This window comes from Pseudomonas syringae (assembly GCF_023278085.1).
Lineage (GTDB): Bacteria > Pseudomonadota > Gammaproteobacteria > Pseudomonadales > Pseudomonadaceae > Aquipseudomonas > Aquipseudomonas syringae_Q.
The window spans coordinates 452,083-473,499 of record NZ_CP066265.1 but is presented as its reverse complement, the minus strand read 5'-3'; the positions used below and the strand labels follow the sequence as shown (position 1 = coordinate 473,499).

The window sequence follows — 21,417 nt, the reverse complement described above, 5'->3', positions numbered from 1 at the left end:
CCCGCGAGTCAACAAAACCCCCGGCATGCCGGGGGTTTTGCGTTTCGGCTCGTCGACATCAAAACGTGCGGACGAACACACATCTGATAAACCCTGGCACTGTCAGACTTCAATCTAATTGCAGGCCCTGACGAATTGACCTACAACTAGGTAATACAACAGACACAATGCTTCGGGTAATCCTTGGCTCAATGTTTTCCGCAAGGGTCATGTCACATCAGCGATAGTCCGAGACGGACGTGAGCCCCCTATGCGTGAAGTAATAATCGATAACAGCGTCCTGGAAGCGTTGCGCCTGTCGGAATGCAAGTTCGCCACGGTTTTCGCGCAATGCCCGGACATCATGATTATCGCCAGCCTTGTCAACGGGCACATCATGGATGCCAACGCGGCGTTCGCGAAGCAAACGGGTATTGAGATTGACGAGGCGATTGGCAGAACCCCTACCGCGCTGAATCTGTGGGCAGTGCCCGGCATGGGGCCAAACATTCTGGAGCAACTGCAAAAAGGCATTATCCACAACCTGGAAGTCCCTTTTCGGTGCAAGAACGGCTACACCTTTTCGGGCCTTATGTCAGCCCAGCCCCTCGATTTTTGCTCAACGCCAGCCGTGCTGGTAATCGTCCGCGACATTACCCAGCTCAAACAAGCCCAGCAGCAGTTGCAATTCTCCGAAGAGAAGTTTGCCAACGCCTTCCACAACTCGCCCGACGGACTGGCAATAACCCGCCAGGAGGACGGGATGGTATTGGAAGTCAATGAAGGGTTTTGCCGCATTACCGGGTACAGCGAACAGCAATGCGTTGCGCACTCGACGTTCGACCTGGGCATCTGGGCTGACCTGAATGATCGGCACACCCTGATTGAGCGACTTAAAAGCCATGGTTCCGTGCGCGACTTGAGAGCCCGCCTGCGCGACGCCAGTGGCAACATCCGGATTTGTGAATTGTCATCGCAGCCGATTGTGATCGCGGGTGAAGACTGCCTGCTGACGATCTCGCGGGACATCACCCAAAACCAGCAAATGCAGGAAAAACTGCATCTTGCGGCCACGGTCTTCGAAAGCACTGCCGAGGGCGTACTGATCACCGACACCGATCAGCGCATCACGGCTGTCAACCGGGCATTCAGTGCGATTACCGGATACAGCGAGAGCGAAGCCATCGGCCAGACACCGCGCCTGCTCGCCTCAGGTCAGCATGACAGCGCATTCTATGCAGCGATGTGGCATCAACTGAGCGCCGAAGGTCACTGGCAGGGCGAGATCAGTAACCGCCGCAAGAATGGCGAGATCTACCCAGGCTGGCTGACCATCAGCGCCGTGCGCAACAAAGATGACCTCCTGACGCATTTCGTCGCAGTATTCGCCGACATCTCCAGCCTTAAACAGGCGCAGGCAAGACTGGACTATCAGGCGCATCACGACCCGCTTACCGGCCTGCCCAACCGAACCCTGTTCGAGAGCCGCCTGCAGTCAGCGCTGCTGCACAGCGAGGAGTCAGGCGGTCTTGGTGCTGTGTTGTTTCTGGATCTGGACCGCTTCAAGCATATCAACGACAGCCTGGGCCATCCGGTCGGCGATCTGCTCCTCAAGGGCATTGCACATCGCCTCAAGGAGAGCCTGCGGGATATCGACACCGTCGCGCGGCTCGGTGGTGACGAGTTCATCATCCTGCTGCCCGGTCTGCTGCAACCCGGCGACGCACTGACCATCGCCCATAAACTGCTGGCCTGCTTTAGCGCACCCTTTCAGGCCGGTGAACACGAGCTCTTCATCAGTCCCAGCATCGGCAGTTGCCTGTTCCCCACAGACGGCAGTGACGTCACGACGCTGGTCAAAAATGCCGACGCCGCCATGTACCAATCCAAGGCAAAGGGCCGCAACCGGGTCGAAAGCTATACCCGTGACCTGACGGAGCAGGCCAGCCAGCGCATCGCACTGGAGCAGGAGTTGAGGCGCGCACTGGATCGCAATCAGTTGAGCCTGTTCTACCAGCCCAAGATCAGCCTGCTGACCCAGACGCTGGTGGGTGCTGAGGCACTGATTCGCTGGAACCACCCGACCTTCGGCGACGTGCCCCCTGACAGCTTCATCGCGCTGGCCGAAGAGAACGGCATGATCCTGCAAATCGGTGACTGGGTGCTGGAGCAAGCCTGCCGTCAAATGGGCAAGTGGCGCAAAACCTTTCAGCCGTTCGGCCCGCTATCGGTCAACCTGGCAGGCGCCCAACTGCACCAGCCAAACCTGGTCGAACACATCGAAAAGCTACTGGCAGACAACGGACTGGTGCCCGATTGTCTGCAACTGGAAATCACCGAGAACTTCATCATGAGCCAGACGCAGGAAGCACTGGAGGTGCTGCACAAACTGAAAAAACTCGGCGTGCAACTGGCCATCGACGACTTCGGCACCGGCTACTCATCACTGAGCTACCTCAAACGCCTGCCACTGGACATCCTCAAGATCGACCAGTCCTTCGTCCGCGGCCTGCCCGACGACACCCACGACGCCGCCATCGTCCGCGCCATCATCGCACTGGGCCGAAGCCTGCAACTGACCGTGATCGCCGAAGGCGTCGAAACCCGCGAACAGCAACAATTCCTCGCCACCGAAGGCTGCGAACAGATGCAAGGCTACATCAGCAGCCTGCCCCTCCTCCCCGAAGAATTCAGCGCGAGGTTTCTTCTTATGAATCTTTCGGACGTTTCGGATAGCACAGCCGCGAAACCGCCGTTATAATCCGCGGCCTACTGAGGGCCCATAGCTCAGTTGGTTAGAGCAGAGGACTCATAATCCTTTGGTCCACGGTTCGAGTCCGTGTGGGCCCACCATACTCAAAGCCGCGCATTGCGCGGCTTTTTGCTGCCCGCGACAAAAACAGCTGGACCAATCCTATGGTCCACAGGTACAAAATCAGTACAGTGCCAAAACAACGGTACGTTTTTGGAGCAGAAATAGCATGGCCACCATCGTCAAAACAGACGCCGGCACCTGGAAAGCCCTGGTGCGGAAAACCGGCTGGCCCGCCAACGCGAAGACCTTCCGTACAAAGCGTGATGCCGAAGACTGGGCCCGCCGCACAGAAGATGAAATGATCAGAGGCGTGTACATTCAACGAAGTGGCTCCGAGCGCATGACACTGGCCATTGCATTGAAGCGATATCTAGCCGAAATCAGCCCAACGAAGAAACTGAGCACACAGCGGGCTGAGGCAACTAAGGCTCAGCAACTGATTAGCCATTTGGGTAAGTACTCGATGGCTGCGCTATCTGCGGAAATCATCGCTAAGTATCGGGACACGCGCTTAACATCGATCACCAATCGCGATAAACCGACAAGCAACAATACAGTGCGCCTTGAGCTGGCCCTCCTGAGCCATCTTTTTACCGTAGCGATTCAGGAGTGGGGGTTGGGGTTGAGCTTCAACCCGGTTCTGAACATCCGCAAGCCAAGCCCGGGAGAAGGAAGAGATCGACGGCTCTCTGCCGAAGAGGAACGGCGGTTGCTGGCCGCAGTGAATGCGCACAGCAATCCAATGCTTGGCTGGATTGTTAGAATCGCCTTGGAGACAGGCATGCGTTCGTCGGAGATAACCTCGTTGCGCCGACATCAAGTCGATCTGAAAAAGCGCGTGGTGCGACTCTCTGATACCAAAAACGATAGCTCACGTACCGTGCCGCTGACCCGGCTGGCCACTGACACGTTCCAACTGGCGATGAGCAATCCTATTCGCCCAATCGACTGCGATCTGGTTTTTTTTGGGGAGCCTGGCAAAGAGGGCAAGCGCAGCGCATATGCCTTCACCAAAACGTGGGGCAAGCTGAAAACGAAGCTGGGCATGCCGGACCTTCGCTTTCATGATCTTCGCCATGAGGCAGTCAGCCGGTTGGTAGAGGGTGGCCTTTCTGACCAAGAGGTGTCCGCCATCAGCGGGCATAAGTCAATGCAGATGCTCAAGCGCTACACGCATCTGCGCGCGGAGGATCTAGTTGGCAAATTAGACAAACTCCCGGCAAGACGCTAATAACTGGGTAATCGCATGGGCTTGCTCGTCGGTACACATTCTACGTGACCAATCATTCGGATAAAATTTCGGGGCAAAAGCAGGAAATCCAATGCGCCAGGAGGGACCTAACTGCGGGATCTCGGTGAACTTCAAGCCCTATAACCGCTGCTATGCACCCTATGGCCCAAGTTCTGAACCATTAAAAAACGGTACATGAGAATTATGACGGATCAAGATCTTACGAGGAGCCAGCACTATGTTGCGCGCACCTATCAGAAAGGATGGTCGCCGCGTCGATGGCAGGTAGACGGTTACCCCAAGGACTGTGTAGTGTGGATTCATGACCTTGTAAAAAAACAAGAGCGAGACACAGGCCCGAATGCTCTGCTGACTTCAAATTGGTTCTACGAGTCCAACAAAGCAGCTCCCGATAACGAGCATGAGAAGTGGTTTGGAGATTTCGAGTCTGCATATGCGAAGACGATGCGTTTCATAGACTCGATCCTTACAGAGGTCGAAAAACAAATGCCGCTTCAGGACCTGGGGCACGGCCTCGCATCCGCGCTTGCAGAAATTGCTAAACGATCACCTGAGCTCATGATTGTGCTGAAGGAGTTTGCCGCACTCTCTTATGCACGTACTCCTGCGATGATGTTGTTTAAGCATGGGGAGCTAAAAGCAGATGCCACGGTCGGGCCTGAACTAGCGAATGTCTTGACCGAGCCATATACTTTTATCCAGCACTTCCGAGAGTCGACACTGTTGCAGCGGTTCAAATCGCTCAACATTCAGTTCTGGATATCTCCAGAGAAAGGTTTTTTGACATGTGATCGCCCGTGCTATGACTTTGGCGATGTCGCCTCGGGGCACTGGCCGCTTTCAGGGTATGATATTGGCCGTCGGGATGACGTAGCGGCATTCATGCCGCTCACACCCCGGGTGGCTATGCTTATGGCACCTGCCACAGCGGTATTCCTTGGCAAAAAAATGAATTTCGCGCCCTTCAGCACCAAGGTTATAACGAACGAATCGTTGGATGCCGCCAATACGATGACCATCAATATGGCAATGCGATGGGTTATTGGGAGTGAAAGACTCCTAAACATTTACGAACGGCGGGAAATGCCTCTGAGGAAAGAGTAGGGATTGGCTAATCCACCCCCTAACTCCAGGGATACGAAAAAATTAGTAATCTTTAATCCCTCCTAGAGTGCAAACAGGTATCTGGTTGTATATCGCGAACGTCTGCCACTGGCAGGTATCTGCCGCTCGTAAAATGCAATGCGCTAGTCAGATCAGATGCAAACGTTCGCTTAATCAGAACGCAATTGTACTGGTCGATAAATGCACGGACGAGTGGGCAACTCAGTGACCCACCTGACCCAACGCCATCGTCACTAGTCAAAGCTTCAGCCGCTTTTGCCCCGGCTGAAAATCCGCCGGAGCAAAAGCGGCTAGCACTGTGCTTTTGCTTTTAGCCCTCCATCAGACGTACCAGACCATCGACAGTACCCTTGCTGAGCCCCACCTCCTTAGCGATTACCGTGATCGATAGCCCTTTCATGGTGGCATCCCTTATCGCCTTTCTAATTGGTTCCGGAACCTGCGCCTCGCCGGTTAGCGGGTTGATGTAGCTGCCTGCATGGTGCGTATTCATCAATGACTCTAGGCTTTTCTTGGCTTTTGATATCGCCTGACGCGATATTCCCAACCGTCTTGCCATCTCTGATTGGCTGATACCCTCTTCGTGCATGAGCCAAACTTTTTCGCGTAGCCCAAGTGATGAGGGCTTACCTGTCGTCACAACGTGCAAGCCTGAGTGCACCTGGTCATAGGCGAGCTTTCTTATTTCCTGAATATCAGGGGAGCTGGGAGGCAGAAAATTGAACGCAAACTCAGATCTTCCCGACCTGCCGAGCGCAGATAGATGATTATGAAACGCAGCCTTGTAGCGTAAGTCAGCATGGTATTTAGCCGATCCGGGCTTGTGTACGGCGCAGTACCGGTAGCTTAGGTTCCCCGCCACGATTTTCTCGATACGAAACCGCTCGAATACGACGCGTAACTTTGCAGCCTCTGCTTTCGATATCAAAGTACTGGATGGAGAAAGCTTGAGGCTGCTTTCCAGCAACCAAGCCTCTGCCAGCCTGGCGTCGTGTTCTTCAGCAGAGAGCTGGCACTGACCTGAACGGACAATTTCGCCGACCTCGTAACGCTGCTGGGCTGCAAGCTCCTGCAGTCTGCTGGACCGAATGCTTACACGCCAGCAAAGCTCACAGTAACCGCCATCCTGTGGACGGGTCCGGTCATCTATAGCGGCATCAAAGTCCCTCAGTGCCTTTGTACGTAAAGGCCTGAAGTGGCGCATTAATCGAAACAAGTCACGTACAGACTCCAAAGCCCCACAAAGCGGTTCCGCGCCTTCGAACGGTGCACCCTCCGGATTGAGCAAGCTACAAATTGCGAACTTAATATTCGAATCCCAGCGATCCAAGTTCTGGAGCTGCCAGTCGATCTCCGGCATATTTTCTGGCCTATCGGGTATCACACCGCGAGCCAGAACATCTGCTGTCAGACCGCCGTCATCCGTTTCAGGGTGCGCAACGTAAGGTGCTGCATAAAATGGTGGGGGGATATGGGCCATTTCCGACAGCCGAGCACCAGTCAGCAAGCTCTTGGCCCACTCGCCCTCGTAGCTAGCTAGGCACTGTTCAAACGGCCCATCCAAATTCGTCCTTACCAGAGGCCAGATAGGATAGCGCCTTGAGGTCAGGCTCGAGGATGCGTTAAGCCGACTTAACACCGCTCTGTAGCCAGAAGCAAACTGGACTGGGCAACGAGGATCGTGATCGTAAACATTGAGCAGATTCGTCAGATAATCGAGGCGCGCCATGTCAACCTAGAAGTTAAAAACATTCGCCTCATTCTAGGCGTAATTACTCGTAATGTTCTACCTACATTACTCACTGTAGGCAAAGAAACATGACGACCGAAGAACTCATTCTGACCAGCAACGGAGGATCTCCCCTCCTGTCACTTTCTCAGGTTGCAGAGATCCTTCATCGCAGCCCTGAAGGGCTGCGCATTACATTGTCGGGGGACAACGAAATCGCGCGAAACTTAAAACCCTGCAGGATCAAAATTGGCCGACGCGTCTATTTCCGCGTAGCTGGCATAGCTCGCTTTATCGACGAAGCGTAAGACTAGCCCATGTCAGCAGTGACCAAACTATCGCGATTAGTGGAGCGGGCATCCAAGCTGCCACCCAATCCGACGGTGGTATCACTGGAACCAATCCGGTCTGAAAAGGTGCTGACGAGCTGGCCAGACGAAGTGAGAGGCGTACCCAATATCACTCTCCGATCTGCGCTTTTCGGGTCCAGTCGCTCGGCTAGCAACGCATTCCTACAGCGCGCCGAAATTTACACTCAGAGGCCTACGCAAATGAGATACACAGGGCCACGTTTAGACCAGGGCGATTTAGATGTCTGGATTACGTTGTTGCATATCGCTCGCCGAAAGCCAATGGGAAAATCTTTTAAAACCAGCGCATACGAGCTTCTGAAACTACAAGGGAAGACAGATGCCGGAAATAATAGAAAAACGCTCTACAAGCGCCTGTTCCGCCTCGCTGCGGGCACGCTTGAGTTAAGTACTAAACAGCATTCCTATACAGGCGGCCTGATTGACTCGATCTATAGAGACGATATGGAGCAAAAGCTCATTATCACTTTGAACCTTGAGCTTTCTTACCTGTTTGGACCAAATGACTTTACCCATATTGATTGGGCCGTTCGCAGAAGTCTGAACTCGAAACCACTAGCACAGTGGCTACATGGGTATTTATCGAGCCATGCTGAGCCCTTCCCTGTATCTATTGATACGCTAATGAAGATGGCTGGCAGTCTCGACAGCTCTACATCAAGCCGTGAGCAAAATATCCGAAGGGCTCTGGACGCATTGCAGCACGCAAGCAATCTGCACGGCCAGCCGCTCAGCTACGAAATCAGCGGTGGCAACGTGCATTTCACAAAAACCCCAACCAGCAGCCAGGCTAGGCACATTGCGAGAAAAAGCAGCGGCTCTAAATCAAAAAATAAGTACCGTACCATTGGCTAGACAGCCCCGTACCGTTGGCTCGGATGTACCGTACCGTCGGCTAACAACTACCGTACGGTTGGCTAAATTATTCACAACCCAAAATGGCTACAAGCCTCACCACTGAAGGGTTGCGCAGATAATCCACAGCGCCTTAATCCTTTTATAATCATCTTAATACAGCTTGGGGACCACCATAATGATTGAGGTCGAAGCAAGCAGCGGGAACGTATACGCGGATCTTGGCGATCCTGAAGCGGAGGAAATGCTGGCCAAAGCACAAACGGTCTCCTCAATAATCCGACTCATCGAGGAAAAAGGGCTGTCACTTGGTGACGCAGCACGATTGGCGGACGTTCCACAGCAGCAGCTAAGCAAGCTTCTAATCGGTCGCTTTCAAACTAACGCCCTGATCGACTTGGAAGAGATACGAAAAAAAATCGAGGATTACAAAAAATATGACGACCGCATCTATCGAGCAACCTAGCTACTGGCGAGACTATTTCATCACCTTGGACAAAACCCCGCTCAGCCTTGCCATTTGGCGAGGAATTTTCGACGATTCGGAGCTTTGTGAATTCAGCACGCTACCAAAAGAATCACTCGAAGATGCTCTTCAGAGACACCGTCGCAAGTTGGAAGCCATGCTGCAGGCCCTTGAGGAAATCAATCTTCCTGAATTGGATTGGCTACCGCCCAAGGTGCGGCAGCAGCTAGAGATGTGATAGCTAAATGACGTCAGCGTTCGATGTCTGTCTCATTGGAATTCTGCTCTTTCGCAAGACGACGTGTCTCGGCGTCGGACCTAATCTGCTCAAGCGTTTTAGAGACACTGGGACGGTCGTGGTCGGGCTTTAGGGCCTGATCCTTGAAGTGACCTCGCTCGATTGCCCTGGTTCGCATTTGCTCAATGCTGGAAACGTTCTGACCGTTTACATGGCCGCGATCCAGTGCCTTTCCACTACGGGCCGACTGGGCGTTCATCTGCTCCATCGCGTTAGGTACGCAGGCACTTCCTCCCTCCCTCTCCTGCTGCAGTTGGTTAATCAAACGATCTCCTTCATCGCTTCGCGCTTGCTCCATCCTACGGACCTGATCGCGGATGCTCTTCTCTTGGTCTGATCGTTCTTTTTGATCTCGCAACTCTTGAGCTGACTTTTCCGCCTGCGGGATTTTTTCGATCTGTCGTATGGTTTCAAGATTCTCGCGGCGCTCATTTTTTTGGGAGAGCCCGGTAGCGATTCGTCCAGCCTCCTCTCTACTCATTCGCTCAGCTCTTTTTTTATCAGTAGAACTACGATTGGAAGTATTTGACACGTCGCTTTGCCTCTCGACTGGACCGGTCGCAATGATGGTCTGTTGCGGGCTACCGCCCGAGTTTTTTTGCATGTGGGTTCGCCGCTCACGCTCTTTCTCAAGGCTAATAATCTCAGCTCCAGCGCTAGGCACTTCACGCCGTAAATCATCACGAGATCGGGAAAGCTCTGCTCGGGCCTGTCGGAAGTCGATCACTTTTGCGCGTAGCAACGGATCTCTCCACTCGCTAGGCAAATATTTCCGCTCTGGGGTTAACCCAGTCTCCCGTTCGGTATGACTGCGCATGTCGATCCTCTCTGCAAACCCTGCTCGTTGTAGATGTGTGTTGCAGCTCGTCTCCCAGCGGTATCGCAACTGACGTAACTCTGCTTTACGTTCAGCCGCACTCAGCGTGAGTCCGGCGCTTGGGCCATAGCCCTTACGAGCACCACCAATCGCTGGATTCTTAGAGTTATAGCGCTTGAAGTACTGCTCAGGATCACGTGCAAAGCCATCACACTGCCTTTCACTGAACATCAAATGCAGATGGGGCTGCTCGTTGCCGTCTGCTGCTTTCGGCGAGTGAATTGCCCACTGATATGCGTGGCGCGTTCCTATTTCTTGGCGCACAAAGTCATGCACCAGATCAGCGCGTTGCTGTGGTGAAAGCTCACGAGGCAACGCTATTTCCATCTCGCGATAAGTAGTGCCATTTTTGCGCTCATTCGCGTCGGCGGCATTCCAAAACTCTTGGGGACAATGCTGAGCCCAAGCCGGCATGTTCCCGGACTCGGTCGCCTCCAGTTTTTCGTTTCGATCTAGCCGCGCGGCATACTTACCTTCACGGGCGATATAGGCCGCATGTGGTCCTGCCTTTCCAACCTTTCCCACCTTCATGCTTAAACGGCCAATAGCCATATGCGGATTATCTCGACGTGTCTAAATTTTCGCGCCCGCGAAAATAAGTCTTAGCACTACGCTTCATTTTCGCGCCCGCGAAAAATCCGCTTTTGATTTTCGCTTCTGCCCCCGGCAGGGCGCGCTGTTTCTGAGGAACGAAGAAACAACTAAGCGCGCCTTCCAATACTGGAAGGATAAAGCAGTCCGCGCGCACATCAAACATATAATAGTTATAATTAAAACCCTAAAAGCAAACTTAGCGTAATTAAGCGAAATGAAAGACAAATGGCTTAGCGAAAGAATTCTCCACATAAAAAATCTGAAATCGCCAAGTGATCAACAGCGATTACTACTGATGCTTTCAGAGAAAATTCCTAGAACAAATGACGAGGAGCGAAAGCTCAGTTTTCTCATCAAGGCAGAGTGGGCAGAAGCCAAGGCACAGAAGGCCAGAAGCGATGTAGCTCGTATTGTTAATGCAGAGAAAGAATCTGCACGTAAAGCCCGGGACCGCGAGCTCTATCAAGCAGCGGGCCTACTCATATTGGCGGGCCTCGTCGATACGAAGACAGGAAGCCCGTTGATTGATCGTGGCGAGTTACTAGGCGCTCTGATTGGGATTGAGGAAACGTCCGTCACCGATGCGGTAAGGACTGAGTGGAAGCGAACGGGAGACGCACTCCTCGCAAGCCGTGAGCGGCCAAGAAAAAATTAGCGTTTACCGACCGCACCTTAATCACTTTTTGTATAGGCGATAACAATGAGCATTTCAAAAAATCGTTTTTTTGATGACCCTGTGTCAAAGACAAAGTACTGGCTTCTACATCACGAGCAGGAACGAATGCGTACTGTCATCATGCGCAAATATGAGGGTGTGCTAGATCCACAAGTTTACTGGATCAGCGGGACGGATACTGAGCATGATGGATTATCAAATGATCATATCGAAAGGATGGCTCAGAGGCTTTCGCTGTCTCAAATTGGTGTTTTCCTCGCGCAACGTATTTGGGCAAAACGAACGTGGTTGGTTATTCCTGCGCTGATGCTCATCGGATTATTGTTTACCTATATTTTAGTAAACAAAGCAGGAACGACGACAAATGACACTCTCGTCCCACTGGCGTTTACTATCACTGTATGGCTTAGCGTTTTGCTGTGTTGTTCTGCAACACTATTTGGCCCTCTGATCGCTCAAGTACTCCTGCCAAAAACACCCGTGCGTCAGGATGAAATCGACTCAGTGAAAAGCATCATTTCCCGGTGCGTTATTCGTGATTTGGAGCCAGGAACTCCACCCGATTTGGCAGACCGCGCGCGGCTTTTGGTGACAGACTCCAACGGCCAGTCTGTCACGGGACAAGTACTAGCCACCGACCTAGAGTTTTCAGCTGTTCGTTCTGAGTGGATGACCACCAAGGCTGTGCTGTTCATGGTTGGCTTGGTAATGCTAACTCCGGCTCTCGCAATCTCATCGCCCATGCTTGCGGTCCTGGATTATTTCGCCCTTTTGGTGTGGAAACGTTTTGCCTTCTGGATTCCACGTGATCAGGAAAAAGCACAACCGGCACAGAAGGAAACGGACCCGTCTGTATTCCTCCTCGTCATCAAAATAGTCATCATTCCAGCCCTGATTTTTGTGGGACTCTCGGCGTCCTATCGTGAACATCTCGACACATTCATTCGCCTGGATGCTCAGCTGATTAATTGGCTATACGTTTTAGGTATGTGGGGTTTCGCAATCTATCTTACCTTCACGGCCAAATCCCCTCTTACGGTTCGCGCAATGCTGCTTGATCAAGCCGTACGTGAAAGCGGTACCGAACTGTTAATCGACAAAGCCGGGCGCGCGTATTTCCAGCACTTGGAGGAAGCACGGAATGAGCAAATTAAAAACGCCAAAACGGACAGCTCTCCTTTCATCCAACTCGGAACCAGTACTGGCTTGTTAGCGCAACGACGTGACCCCCTAGCGCCTACTGAAGCGGGTATACCGTTTGGCCTGTCGGTTACAGATCTGGCTACTCATGTCGGTGTGCTAGGAGCTAGCGGCACGGGCAAAACTTCAGGGGTCATTCGTCCGCTCACCAAACAGTGGATCGATGGCGATCTAGGAGGTCTTCTGGTTCTCGATGGCAAGGGTGCACTGCCGCTTGAGTTCCATGGTATCGACGGTTATACGCTCATCAGCCCAGACCACGGCCCATTCAATCCTATCTATGAGATGACGCCAGATGCTCTGGCTGATGTGTTGCCCGACGTTTGCGACGACGGGAAAGGAGATACCTTCTGGCGAGACTCTGCCCGCCTGATGCTGCGTATGGCGGCAATCCTAGTGGAAGCCCATCCTGATCTTCCCTATACGCTGACACAAATCCAGCAATTTTGCCTGGCAAGCCATCAGGAGCGAGCGGACTGGCTAGATTCCATCTCAAATGAGATTGACCATAGCGGGCGCCTGCTCGCAGCCGCTCACTATTGGTTGTTGGAGTATCCGGATTTCCCAGAGAAGACTGCAGGTTGCATCAGTAACATGCTGCGGACTTGGTTGGGGAACATCCTGCTTCAAGAAAAGCTCGGGCCATGGGTCAATACTACTAATACCCAGTTCAGGGTTGAGGGTGTAATGACCGGCCAGAAAATCGGACTTCTATTACCGGAGTCGGAATATGGTATTGGCGGGGTTGCGATCTCGGCCCTATGCATGCGACGAGTCTACGACGCGGTGAAAAAACGCGGCGACAATTGGAAAAGTCTGGAAGGTCACCGGCCCGTGCTACTTGCCGCTGACGAAGTTCAGAACCTATTGACCAAAGCAGACTTAGAGACTGTTCCTGTAGCACGCAGCCTGGGCCTGTACCTAATGTTTGCAACGCAAAACGTCGACGGTTTATACAAACGCCTGGAGCGTGATGGTGCGGTTCAGATGCTCGGTAATCTGGCCAGTATCATTGCTTTAGCACCCCGTACAGACGATTCAAACAATTACGTTTCCAAGCGCAGTGGCCATGTGTGGAAGGCCTCAACGCAAAGCTTCCAAGGACTACCAGACGCGGCAAGCGACCTTGGCCTATACGCTAACTCCGGTACGGATCAAGCAATGCAATCGACAACGCTGAACAGACAGAGTCGCTTTGGCGCGCCACGTCTGTCTTACGCTATCGGCCTCTGGCACCGTCAGTGGACTCCCAAGGCCATGAACTGGCTGAATGGAATGGTAGTGCCGGATGACTCAACTCAAGCACCGCAGCGTCCCTCGCTACAGCTAGAGCTGTCGCCCCTTATCCAGCCTGATGAGATTGATACGTTGCTCGCCATACCTGGTACTGCGATAGCAATCATCAATCGTGGACGTATTCAACGTCGTGACGTAATCCGGTTGTACCCGAAACAACACGGGGGTACTGCATGATGACTACTGAAATCCGAATGCCCGTGATGCGTGAAAAAGAGGGTTGCTGGTATTGGCCAGGGTCCACTTCTCCAGCCACCCTCCTCGCATTGGCCCTGCTTCTAGCTGCAGTCGTGTATGCCTACCGATACCCCGCCATGAAAGCTGACGAGGCCGTTCAACGCCTTGAAGCAATCAATGCGCTAAGCGCCCAATCGGTGCAACACACTGAAGCAGCACTTTCTCGCCTGCAAGTTTTGATAGCGGACCAGCCTGAGTGGCTGCGAGAAGTTGCAACCCAACAAACGTCTAACCTCCAGGCGCAGCTGTCACGTATCAAAGCTCCAAGCCAGGAACAGGTCCTTCAGAAAGCAGCGGCACAACAGGAAAAATACGATCAGGCACAGCAGCTTATCGAGACATCACCGTTCAAAAATCTTACGAAACAACAGGTGCCGCTGAGCGTCGAGGGAAAATTATTTCTAAGCGCGCTTGAGGTCAAGCGGCCCTCTCGCTTCGACTATCAGCGCTTGTCAGATGGCGTACTTGATGCCCTACCAGTGCTGCAAGAGGGATTCAAGCTACAGGCTCAGACTGAGAACCTGGTTCATCGGCTAGATGTGCAATTGAACGGCGATAAGGCAGGGGCGCTCGGGCCAGCAGCAGTGGCAGAGCAAACTTCCGATGATTACGATAGAGAACAGCCATCTGAGCGGAAGCAGCCGATACCTACACCTGCAGCATCGATTGACACGCTCAGCAGCGCGATCCGTAAAGCGGAGAGAGACGCAGAAAGGCAGGCGCAACAGGCAAAGCTAGACGCTCAGAATCAAGCACGTCAGGTAGAGCGAGACGCTCGACAGGCAGAGCAGCAGGCAGAACGTGAGCAACAGAGACTACAACGCCTGTCTATTCAACGCCAACGTGACACTGATCGCCAGGCCAGCTCAGCCGCCGAGGCTACTCGCCGAGTAGAGCAAGACTCCGAGCGCCGACTAGCGGCGGCAAAACGCCAATCGGAAGCTGCGGCAGCAGCGAAGCAGAGGGAATGTACGGCCAGCATCATGGCGAGAGCCAGATGCGCTGCCCAAGGCTACAACCCGCTGACGGGAGCTAAAAATTGATAGCCGTGACAGAACGCCGGGCTGTTTCTACTTCATCGGGGTCTCTTCATTTTCTCGCGCGCGAAAATCATGGACGGTTCGAAACCTCATCTGCGCGGTGAGCAAATAGTGCTTGGAGCTCGTTTGGACACTCAACACTGTGCTTCCAAACGAGCTGGTGAGAGCCAGGGTGACTTGTCGCGCTGGGTATCACCAGCAACGATAGATTTTCGCGCCCGCGAAAAAACCGGTGACACGAGCCATTTTCGCGGGCGCGAAAATCTGAACAGTACGAGAAGTGAAGACAATGGCAGACCAAGCTACTAACGACACTGAAACACACAGACCAAAAATGTGGCACCTCTTTTGGGGGAATCACGGTTTGGCCTTGATGCCGTGGCTGCTCATAGGCCCTGCCGTCTACGTGATTTACCGGCAGCTCGTTAAGCTGCTCATGAAACATACTCCATACACCACTCTGATTGCCTATGACATCCCTATTCTCTATGGACCACCTGCAGCTTTACTCGTCATGACGCTGTTTCTGCAGAAGCGATTCAACCCACACCTAAGCTTACTAGGCACCATCAAGAGCCGTCATCTAGTCATCGGACTAACATCGGTGGCAATCGCTTACGCTGTGAGTATTGGTATTTCCATCTCACTCGGTCTCGGGAGAGAACTGACGATGCAAGGGCTTGGATTAGGCAAAAGTGAGCCGCAGTTTTTACTGATGATTCTCTCGCTGTTAGTACTGCCGCCTATCGTAGAGGAGATTATATTCAGGCATTTCATCCTTGGGATCTTACCTTTTAAGAATAATATTTACATAGCAATATCTGCAGTGATCATGTCAGCTGTTTTTTTCATGTATGCCCACTTCAAAAGTTATAGTTTCTGGCCAACGCATGCGCTAATGCTATCTCTCGGATTGATTTTTGCCGTCGCTCGCATTCAATCAGGGGGACTATCACTCCCAGTAATTCTGCATAGCTCTGCCGTGGCCATCGCTTTGAGCGCCAATTATGCCTGGAGATCTTTAGGGGGATAATTTCCACCTGACATCGTCATGACTTGGAGTGCTTTACGTATCGGAGAATCGAGGGTGATGAAGAACTCCCAAGAATCGTCCCTGAAGGATCACCTAGGATCCAGGAAAGGCGTGCTCCTAGCTAAGCATTCTGCTGACGGACACAAGCAAGCCCCCGCGCCCGTCCAATGAGCAAGGTGAGCTTGTTGATCGCTAAAACCGCCATGGTCATCAAGCAACAGGAAATCCGATTGGGGGGAATGAGGCTTTTGGCAATATTCGAGACTAGCCAATTCAATGCAGCCTAAACCCTGTACTGCACTGGGGATATTCGCTTCAGCTAACCGCTCCTAGACTCGCTCGGTTAGGGTTGCAGGAGTGTGGATGAGGCCCTGGCCTGACCCAGATGTGACTAATGGCAAGCTGTCCGCCTCTAGCGCTGCGTAGGTGAGTGGACAAAGTACCTCTGATAGCCGACCTCAATCGCCGACATAATTATCGTCAAGACTCTGCGACCTGGCTCTAACCCCTTCGGGTCAGGCATAATTGCGCAGACGCACCCATAACTCCTAAAGATCTGAAAAAACGATGCCACGATCACCTACCAAGCCACTGACCTTTATTGACGCGTTCGCGGGTTGCGGAGGTCTGTCTCTCGGGTTGATGCAAGCGGGCTTGACTGGCCGTTTTGCTATAGAGCGTGATAGGTTCGCTTTTGCCACACTACAGACAAACCTGCTAGCGGAAGGATCACCCTTTCGATACGCATGGCCGCAGTGGCTCCCTGAAGAGCCCTTAGGCATCGTCGAGCTTCTCACCAATTACCGAGAAGAGCTTGAAGAGATTTCTGGTGAGATCGATATCCTTGTCGGCGGGCCTCCGTGCCAAGGTTTTTCTAGCGCAGGTAGGCGTCAGCATGATGATCCACGTAATCAACTATTTGACTCTTACTTAAACCTGGTCGATATCATAAAACCCAGGGCGGTCTTGATAGAGAACGTGCGAGGATTCACACTTGATTTCAATGCAGAAGGGGAGATCAAGAATTTTTCGCAAGCACTCAAAGCTCGATTGTCTAATGCCTATACGGTGCATGAGCAGCTTATTGACCTTTCGTGCTTCGGTGTGCCGCAGAGAAGAACACGCTACTTTGTCCTCGCTTTTCGCTCAGAACTAGATGTACCTGACCCTTTCATACACCTACAAAACAGCCTTCCCTCATTCCTGCGCTCTCTGCGCCTGAAAGCACCGGTATCATCCGGTTCGGCGATTTCCGATTTTGAGACGGCGCACTGCGGCACCCGGCCATCTACAGAGAGTAAGGGTTTCGAGGAAACTCGTTATGCCGGTCCGCTCACTCACTACCAAAAGCTGATGAATGCAGGGTGCGAATCTCCTGACAACCTACGCTTAGCTCGTCATAACGGAAACATCGTATCCCGCTTTAAGGAAATCATCGCGCTTAGCCATGCAGAAGGTCGCCTCAACGTAAGCATCGGTGCAGAAATGCGCGCTCGTTTTGGCCTCAAAAAGCTTGCTCTTCGGGTTCTAGACCCTGATCGCCCATCACCGACAATTACAAGCATGCCTGACGACCTCCTTCACTATTCTGAGCCACGGACACTAACCGTTAGAGAGAACGCGAGACTGCAAAGCTTTCCGGATTGGTACTCGTTCCAAGGTAAGTACACCTCCGGTGGGCATCGTCGCAAGCAGGAAGTACCTCGTTTCACGCAAGTGGCTAACGCAGTACCACCACTTGCTGCACGCGCAATTGGGGAGATGTTGGTAGATCTGCTGACAAGAGAGACCGCTGCTGTAGGACTCAGTAAAACAGAGGTGATCTCAAGACTGCATGGCGTCCAGAAGGACGCGGAAATCTGTGCGCAGACCTAGAATTAGTTTGCGAAGCTCTCGCATCTGCGCAATATCAACAGCTTTACCAGTGTCGTCGATGACAGTGTCTGGCTTTCCTTGAGGGACTAAAACCGCATGTCCGAGGGTATTACGCTCATGGACAACGCCCTCGCGATACGCTTTAACCGTAGCCACGGAGCCTGCAAAGGGCGTGAATTCGGCCATCCCCAGAATATTTGCCAGCATGCGAAGACGATGATCAGACGTAAAAAGCATGTGAGTCTTGAATAGGGCCTCGACGCTAGGTGTCCCCTTCAGCTTCTCTCCCTGCCTTGTAATATTCTCAACCTGCTCCACTACCCGCTTCATCGCCTCCTCTATAAATCTAGCCTTGCCTGCGTCATCGAGCTTGCCGTGAGCTAGAGTCAAACAAGTGTTGACCATATGATCTATGTCACTCGTAGCTCCCATGACGATGCCCCGAGTATGATCAAGGTCGAGAACCTTCTTAATAAGTGACTCGAAGACCCCAACTACCTCCTCAACAAGTTCAGCCCGACTGGCACAGTAGACGCCTTCAAGCTCCTTGTGGAAAGCTTTCTCACGCAGCTCTACGACAGTAGCCTGGCCGGAGTAAAACACCACGTCTTTATACTGAACAATTTGCCGAATGCGATCGATTGCGTCCTCACCAACTACGCCGCCACCAAGATCCCAGTCCACAAGAATTAGGTCCACCTCATCTGTAAATACGTCATCGGAAATGACTTGTTCCATCTGGGTAATCGTCGTGCACTGCCGGGGTCTGAATTCAAAACCCTCTGCGGCCATTCTCGACCTGATACTCCTGATTTGTGCGGCCACGCCATCTGGCTGGTCGTCCACCCACAGCACGTTAAAATCCAGTCTCACGATTTTCTTCCTTTCGCGGCGATTTTGATGACGAAGCCCAAACCCTTTTCCAATTGATCGTCGAGTTCAATACTTCCACCCATTTCGCCAAGTGCCTGCCGTACATGATACAAGCCAATACCTGACCCTTGAGTGGTTGTGTATCCCATTTCAAATATACGTGAGCGATTCGTACCAGCGGACAGACCACGTCCATTATCACTAACATGGATCGTTAGGCCACTTTTATCCTGTTGTGTCAGAACAAATTTAATAGAGGGAGCCCTGACTCTTCTTGCATTACTTATTAAATTATCCACTATTACCGAAACGTCTATCGGGTTAAACCTTCGCGTCATACCGGGGTGAAGATTCTCAACAACTATTTGCAGCCTTACGCTGCCGGTTGTACGGGCGATTTGGTCGATGTAATCATAAAAAAACGCAGCGAGATCGGTCTCGATTTTTTCGGAGTCGAGTTTGAATTTTGCTCTTGCTGCAAACTTCGTTACCGACATGACCTTTTTATTAAGGTAAGCCATCTGCTCTAGCGTTTTGAGAACAGTTTCACGCGACACCATTGTCTGATCGGCAGTTTCGGTTAGAAAATTCTCTATCTGCTGAGCAATGTCCACAGCATAGATCGTTACCTGATGATGCAGGTTAAGGATCGTAGCCGAGTCAACGTTTACGAAAGACTCAAGAAAATGTGCACGACGCCGCTCCGTTTCTACCTCAGCCTCTGCCGTGTCAGCGCGGCGGTTCGCGGCTTCAGCCGCAGCCAAAGCAGTATCAGCTACCCGTCGGGCGTCGTTCTCAGACTTCTTTAAATCATCAAAACGACGCTCGGCCGAATCAAGTCGATCAAGAAGGTCCGGGTCGCCGGTTTTTTCAGCAATTGCACGCAGACCAACTAAAGATGTCTCAAAATCGCTGGAGCGCTCGTTAATCAAATCTACGAGTCGCTTGCTGTACTCAATAAGCTGAACCTTATCGTTGTCCACGAGGTTAGCTACAGCAGCTGTTACGCGAGCTCTACCTGGGTCAGTCATCAATCTAGAAAGATCATCGGTATTCGCATCGGGCTTATCAACCCACGATACTGGAACTACATACTTCTCCAGCCGCTTTAAGCAATGCTCCATCACGGCCTTTTGCAACTGCTCTACCGCAGGCGTCTCAATCAATCCCTGGTTGCGGCTGGAGGCTTCTTGAAAATCTTCATCAGCACCAGAAACGTCTACCCGGCCGATGATTTCGCGCGTGCCCAAAAAGCGCGCATAGCCCTGCTGCTTGCGCCTGGCAAACCCAAACCAGTCATCACCATCTTCACCGATTGGGTAGACGCGGAAACTATTCCTAAACAGAAACACGGATCCGAACTGAACTGAAGGAAGGCCAACACGTCGAGCGAAGGTTATTTTAGCTGACTGGTTGAGATAGTAGATCTCACATCTAAAATCTGCAGTTGATAAATGAGGATACGGATTTGGCTCCACAATCCTGTAGATAACCTCGCCACGGTCAGTGAGCGCGGTATGCAGCTCATCGCCCTCAATGCTAACCCGAATAAAAGTAGTCTTGTCTTGCAAGGTTGCAAAAATGAAATTACCGATCTGGCCGTTGACCAGATCTTTGGGAAGAGGCTCGTCGCCTTCCTTGGAATGAGCGGCAATAAGCCTCTTGTCCTCCTCATCCTCAGACGGGGCGGTTATGTGAATGCCAAATCCGTCAGTTTCTTCGCCGAAAGGGTTTATCAGCTTCGCTAACGACGCTTTTAGATTAAGAATTCGAGACCGGGACCAGGGTCGCCTCAGCCGATTGATAGTGACTGCCGTGCCATGTCTGACAGTAGCCTCGAATTTGCTCAGCTCACTTGGCAATTGGAATGAGCTTTGCTCTAAATAACGGACTGGGATTTTCTCGAAATGCTCCTTAGCATCCTTTTCGAACAGTCCCCAGTCGACCGTCAGACGATGGACAACTTTAGATTTTCCTTTGGGTCGGCTTTGTATGACAACCTCTTCTCCTAACCGATCAGACGAGAAACGCCCTATACCCTTGCTGCCGGCATAGTGCCGGCGCTCAGCGGCTACGTTACGGAAGTCGTCTTCCGGACGATCACTGCGTTTAGCGGAATAGGCGACGAACAGCCACTTGCCTGTAAGATCTTCATAGGACATACCCGAGCCGTTGTCCGCGATGATGATGCTGTCGTCGCTGAAATGGAGCTGGACGCTGTCAGCGCCAGCGTCGAATGAGTTTTTGACGAGCTCAAAAATTGCAACCTCGTCATCCGTGATGAGTTCCCGACCTAATACCCGCTTGAGGCCAGTGCTCACGTCAAAGTGTAAATCGTCCTTTTGAGCCAAGCTCGTCTTCCCCTTTCGATCTCTAACAACGCGGGTCATTCCAGGTCGTTGCGTAAGGCATTTTGCTATATTTTAACTGGGACAAGCTCCGGGTTATTACATTATTTTCGGATTGAATCTGCTCTGGATCTGCCACCTTCGCCAGACGCTTGCAGGCACGCCCAGTGACGCCGCAGCCATTCCCTAAGCACGCTTGCACCCTATGTCTAACCCAAGAATAAGCGACCAGGATGCGCGCGATGGCAAGCTCTACAAATCCTCAAGACACACGGAGACGTCGCTCCCCATCTACCAAAAATGACGTCGTATCTTTCGACACAAAAAGGTACACCAGCGGTACAGACCTTAGCTCTCACCCATTTCGCTAAGTTACGCTTAACCCACTAATCACGCTACTTTCAGCTCACTGTACCTACGTCAGGCTGCGCCTGATTTAGCTTGGTTAACAGCGTTTCTAGGCAACTCATAATCCTTT

Annotated in this window: 16 protein-coding genes and 1 tRNA gene; 13 read left to right on the top strand and 4 right to left on the bottom strand. The window is 52.2% G+C overall.

Annotated elements, in window-relative coordinates; all coding sequences use genetic code 11:
* Positions 1-262: 262 nt before the first annotated feature.
* From I9H07_RS02120 to I9H07_RS02105, 4 genes are all read left to right on the top strand, one after another.
* Positions 263-2,740, top strand: coding sequence for a sensor domain-containing protein (locus I9H07_RS02120; protein WP_329606143.1), 2,478 nt, complete (start codon positions 263-265; stop codon positions 2,738-2,740).
* 15 nt (positions 2,741-2,755) lie between these two features.
* Positions 2,756-2,832: transfer RNA gene (locus I9H07_RS02115), tRNA-Ile, on the top strand.
* A gap of 128 nt (positions 2,833-2,960) precedes the next feature.
* The gene (locus I9H07_RS02110; RefSeq protein ID WP_236425497.1) at positions 2,961-4,025 is read left to right on the top strand and encodes a site-specific integrase; all 1,065 of its coding nucleotides are present in this window, start codon (positions 2,961-2,963) and stop codon (positions 4,023-4,025) included.
* 195 nt (positions 4,026-4,220) lie between these two features.
* Positions 4,221-5,150: a DUF4238 domain-containing protein gene (locus I9H07_RS02105; RefSeq protein ID WP_329606142.1), complete on the top strand. Its 930-nt coding sequence runs from the start codon at positions 4,221-4,223 to the stop codon at positions 5,148-5,150.
* Between the two features lie 331 nt (positions 5,151-5,481).
* Here the strand turns inward: I9H07_RS02105 and I9H07_RS02100 are convergent, their stop codons facing one another.
* A complete protein-coding gene (locus tag I9H07_RS02100; RefSeq protein ID WP_236425495.1) occupies positions 5,482-6,651 on the bottom strand; it encodes a MarR family transcriptional regulator in 1,170 nt (389 codons plus the stop codon).
* Between the two features lie 338 nt (positions 6,652-6,989).
* Between I9H07_RS02100 and I9H07_RS02095 the strand changes: the two genes are divergently transcribed.
* From I9H07_RS02095 to I9H07_RS02080, 4 genes are all read left to right on the top strand, one after another.
* Positions 6,990-7,208, top strand: a complete 219-nt coding sequence (locus tag I9H07_RS02095; protein WP_054998860.1) for a hypothetical protein — start codon at positions 6,990-6,992, stop codon at positions 7,206-7,208.
* Between the two features lie 9 nt (positions 7,209-7,217).
* The gene (gene trfA, locus I9H07_RS02090; protein WP_236425494.1) at positions 7,218-8,126 is read left to right on the top strand and encodes a plasmid replication initiator TrfA; all 909 of its coding nucleotides are present in this window, start codon (positions 7,218-7,220) and stop codon (positions 8,124-8,126) included.
* Positions 8,127-8,304: 178 nt separating this feature from the next.
* Positions 8,305-8,592, top strand: coding sequence for a helix-turn-helix domain-containing protein (locus I9H07_RS02085; protein WP_236425493.1), 288 nt, complete (start codon positions 8,305-8,307; stop codon positions 8,590-8,592).
* Complete coding sequence (locus tag I9H07_RS02080) at positions 8,564-8,830, top strand: hypothetical protein (RefSeq protein WP_236425492.1); 267 nt, start codon at positions 8,564-8,566, stop codon at positions 8,828-8,830. Before I9H07_RS02085 ends, I9H07_RS02080 begins: the two co-directional genes overlap by 29 nt.
* Before the next feature lie 13 nt (positions 8,831-8,843).
* Here the strand turns inward: I9H07_RS02080 and I9H07_RS02075 are convergent, their stop codons facing one another.
* Positions 8,844-10,319 (bottom strand): MobA/MobL family protein, encoded by a 1,476-nt coding sequence (locus I9H07_RS02075; protein WP_236425491.1) that lies wholly within the window; start codon positions 10,317-10,319, stop codon positions 8,844-8,846.
* 256 nt (positions 10,320-10,575) lie between these two features.
* On the opposite strand from I9H07_RS02075, the gene I9H07_RS02070 reads away from it, so the two are divergent.
* The 5 genes from I9H07_RS02070 (at position 10,576) to I9H07_RS02050 (ending at position 17,718) form a co-directional block, all read left to right on the top strand.
* Complete coding sequence (locus tag I9H07_RS02070) at positions 10,576-11,016, top strand: conjugal transfer protein TraD (protein ID WP_236425490.1); 441 nt, start codon at positions 10,576-10,578, stop codon at positions 11,014-11,016.
* A 45-nt stretch (positions 11,017-11,061) separates the two neighbouring features.
* Positions 11,062-13,710 carry a type IV secretory system conjugative DNA transfer family protein gene (locus tag I9H07_RS02065; RefSeq protein ID WP_236425489.1) on the top strand — a complete coding sequence of 883 codons (2,649 nt, stop codon included), beginning with the start codon at positions 11,062-11,064 and terminating at the stop codon, positions 13,708-13,710.
* A complete protein-coding gene (locus I9H07_RS02060) occupies positions 13,707-14,813 on the top strand; it encodes a hypothetical protein (protein WP_236425488.1) in 1,107 nt (368 codons plus the stop codon). Before I9H07_RS02065 ends, I9H07_RS02060 begins: the two co-directional genes overlap by 4 nt.
* Before the next feature lie 286 nt (positions 14,814-15,099).
* Positions 15,100-15,843 (top strand): CPBP family intramembrane glutamic endopeptidase, encoded by a 744-nt coding sequence (locus I9H07_RS02055; protein WP_236425487.1) that lies wholly within the window; start codon positions 15,100-15,102, stop codon positions 15,841-15,843.
* A 567-nt stretch (positions 15,844-16,410) separates the two neighbouring features.
* Positions 16,411-17,718, top strand: coding sequence for a DNA cytosine methyltransferase (locus tag I9H07_RS02050; RefSeq protein ID WP_268946305.1), 1,308 nt, complete (start codon positions 16,411-16,413; stop codon positions 17,716-17,718).
* Here the strand turns inward: I9H07_RS02050 and I9H07_RS02045 are convergent.
* A complete protein-coding gene (locus I9H07_RS02045; RefSeq protein ID WP_236425485.1) occupies positions 17,668-18,591 on the bottom strand; it encodes a hypothetical protein in 924 nt (307 codons plus the stop codon). The genes I9H07_RS02050 and I9H07_RS02045 overlap by 51 nt on opposite strands.
* On the bottom strand, positions 18,588-20,942 hold the full coding sequence (locus I9H07_RS02040) for a sensor histidine kinase (protein ID WP_236427083.1): 2,355 nt from the start codon (positions 20,940-20,942) through the stop codon (positions 18,588-18,590). Before I9H07_RS02040 ends, I9H07_RS02045 begins: the two co-directional genes overlap by 4 nt.
* Between the last annotated feature and the right edge of the window lie 475 nt (positions 20,943-21,417).

Coding starts and splice junctions, on each gene's coding strand:
- I9H07_RS02070 (WP_236425490.1), top strand. CDS start 10,576: ATGAAAGACAAATGGCTTAGCGAAAGAATTCTCCACATAAAAAATCTG.
- I9H07_RS02075 (WP_236425491.1), bottom strand. CDS start 10,319: ATGGCTATTGGCCGTTTAAGCATGAAGGTGGGAAAGGTTGGAAAGGCA.
- I9H07_RS02105 (WP_329606142.1), top strand. CDS start 4,221: ATGAGAATTATGACGGATCAAGATCTTACGAGGAGCCAGCACTATGTT.
- I9H07_RS02110 (WP_236425497.1), top strand. CDS start 2,961: ATGGCCACCATCGTCAAAACAGACGCCGGCACCTGGAAAGCCCTGGTG.
- I9H07_RS02100 (WP_236425495.1), bottom strand. CDS start 6,651: ATGGCCCATATCCCCCCACCATTTTATGCAGCACCTTACGTTGCGCAC.
- I9H07_RS02080 (WP_236425492.1), top strand. CDS start 8,564: ATGACGACCGCATCTATCGAGCAACCTAGCTACTGGCGAGACTATTTC.
- I9H07_RS02095 (WP_054998860.1), top strand. CDS start 6,990: ATGACGACCGAAGAACTCATTCTGACCAGCAACGGAGGATCTCCCCTC.
- I9H07_RS02050 (WP_268946305.1), top strand. CDS start 16,411: ATGCCACGATCACCTACCAAGCCACTGACCTTTATTGACGCGTTCGCG.
- I9H07_RS02065 (WP_236425489.1), top strand. CDS start 11,062: ATGAGCATTTCAAAAAATCGTTTTTTTGATGACCCTGTGTCAAAGACA.
- I9H07_RS02060 (WP_236425488.1), top strand. CDS start 13,707: ATGATGACTACTGAAATCCGAATGCCCGTGATGCGTGAAAAAGAGGGT.
- I9H07_RS02055 (WP_236425487.1), top strand. CDS start 15,100: ATGGCAGACCAAGCTACTAACGACACTGAAACACACAGACCAAAAATG.
- trfA (WP_236425494.1), top strand. CDS start 7,218: ATGTCAGCAGTGACCAAACTATCGCGATTAGTGGAGCGGGCATCCAAG.
- I9H07_RS02085 (WP_236425493.1), top strand. CDS start 8,305: ATGATTGAGGTCGAAGCAAGCAGCGGGAACGTATACGCGGATCTTGGC.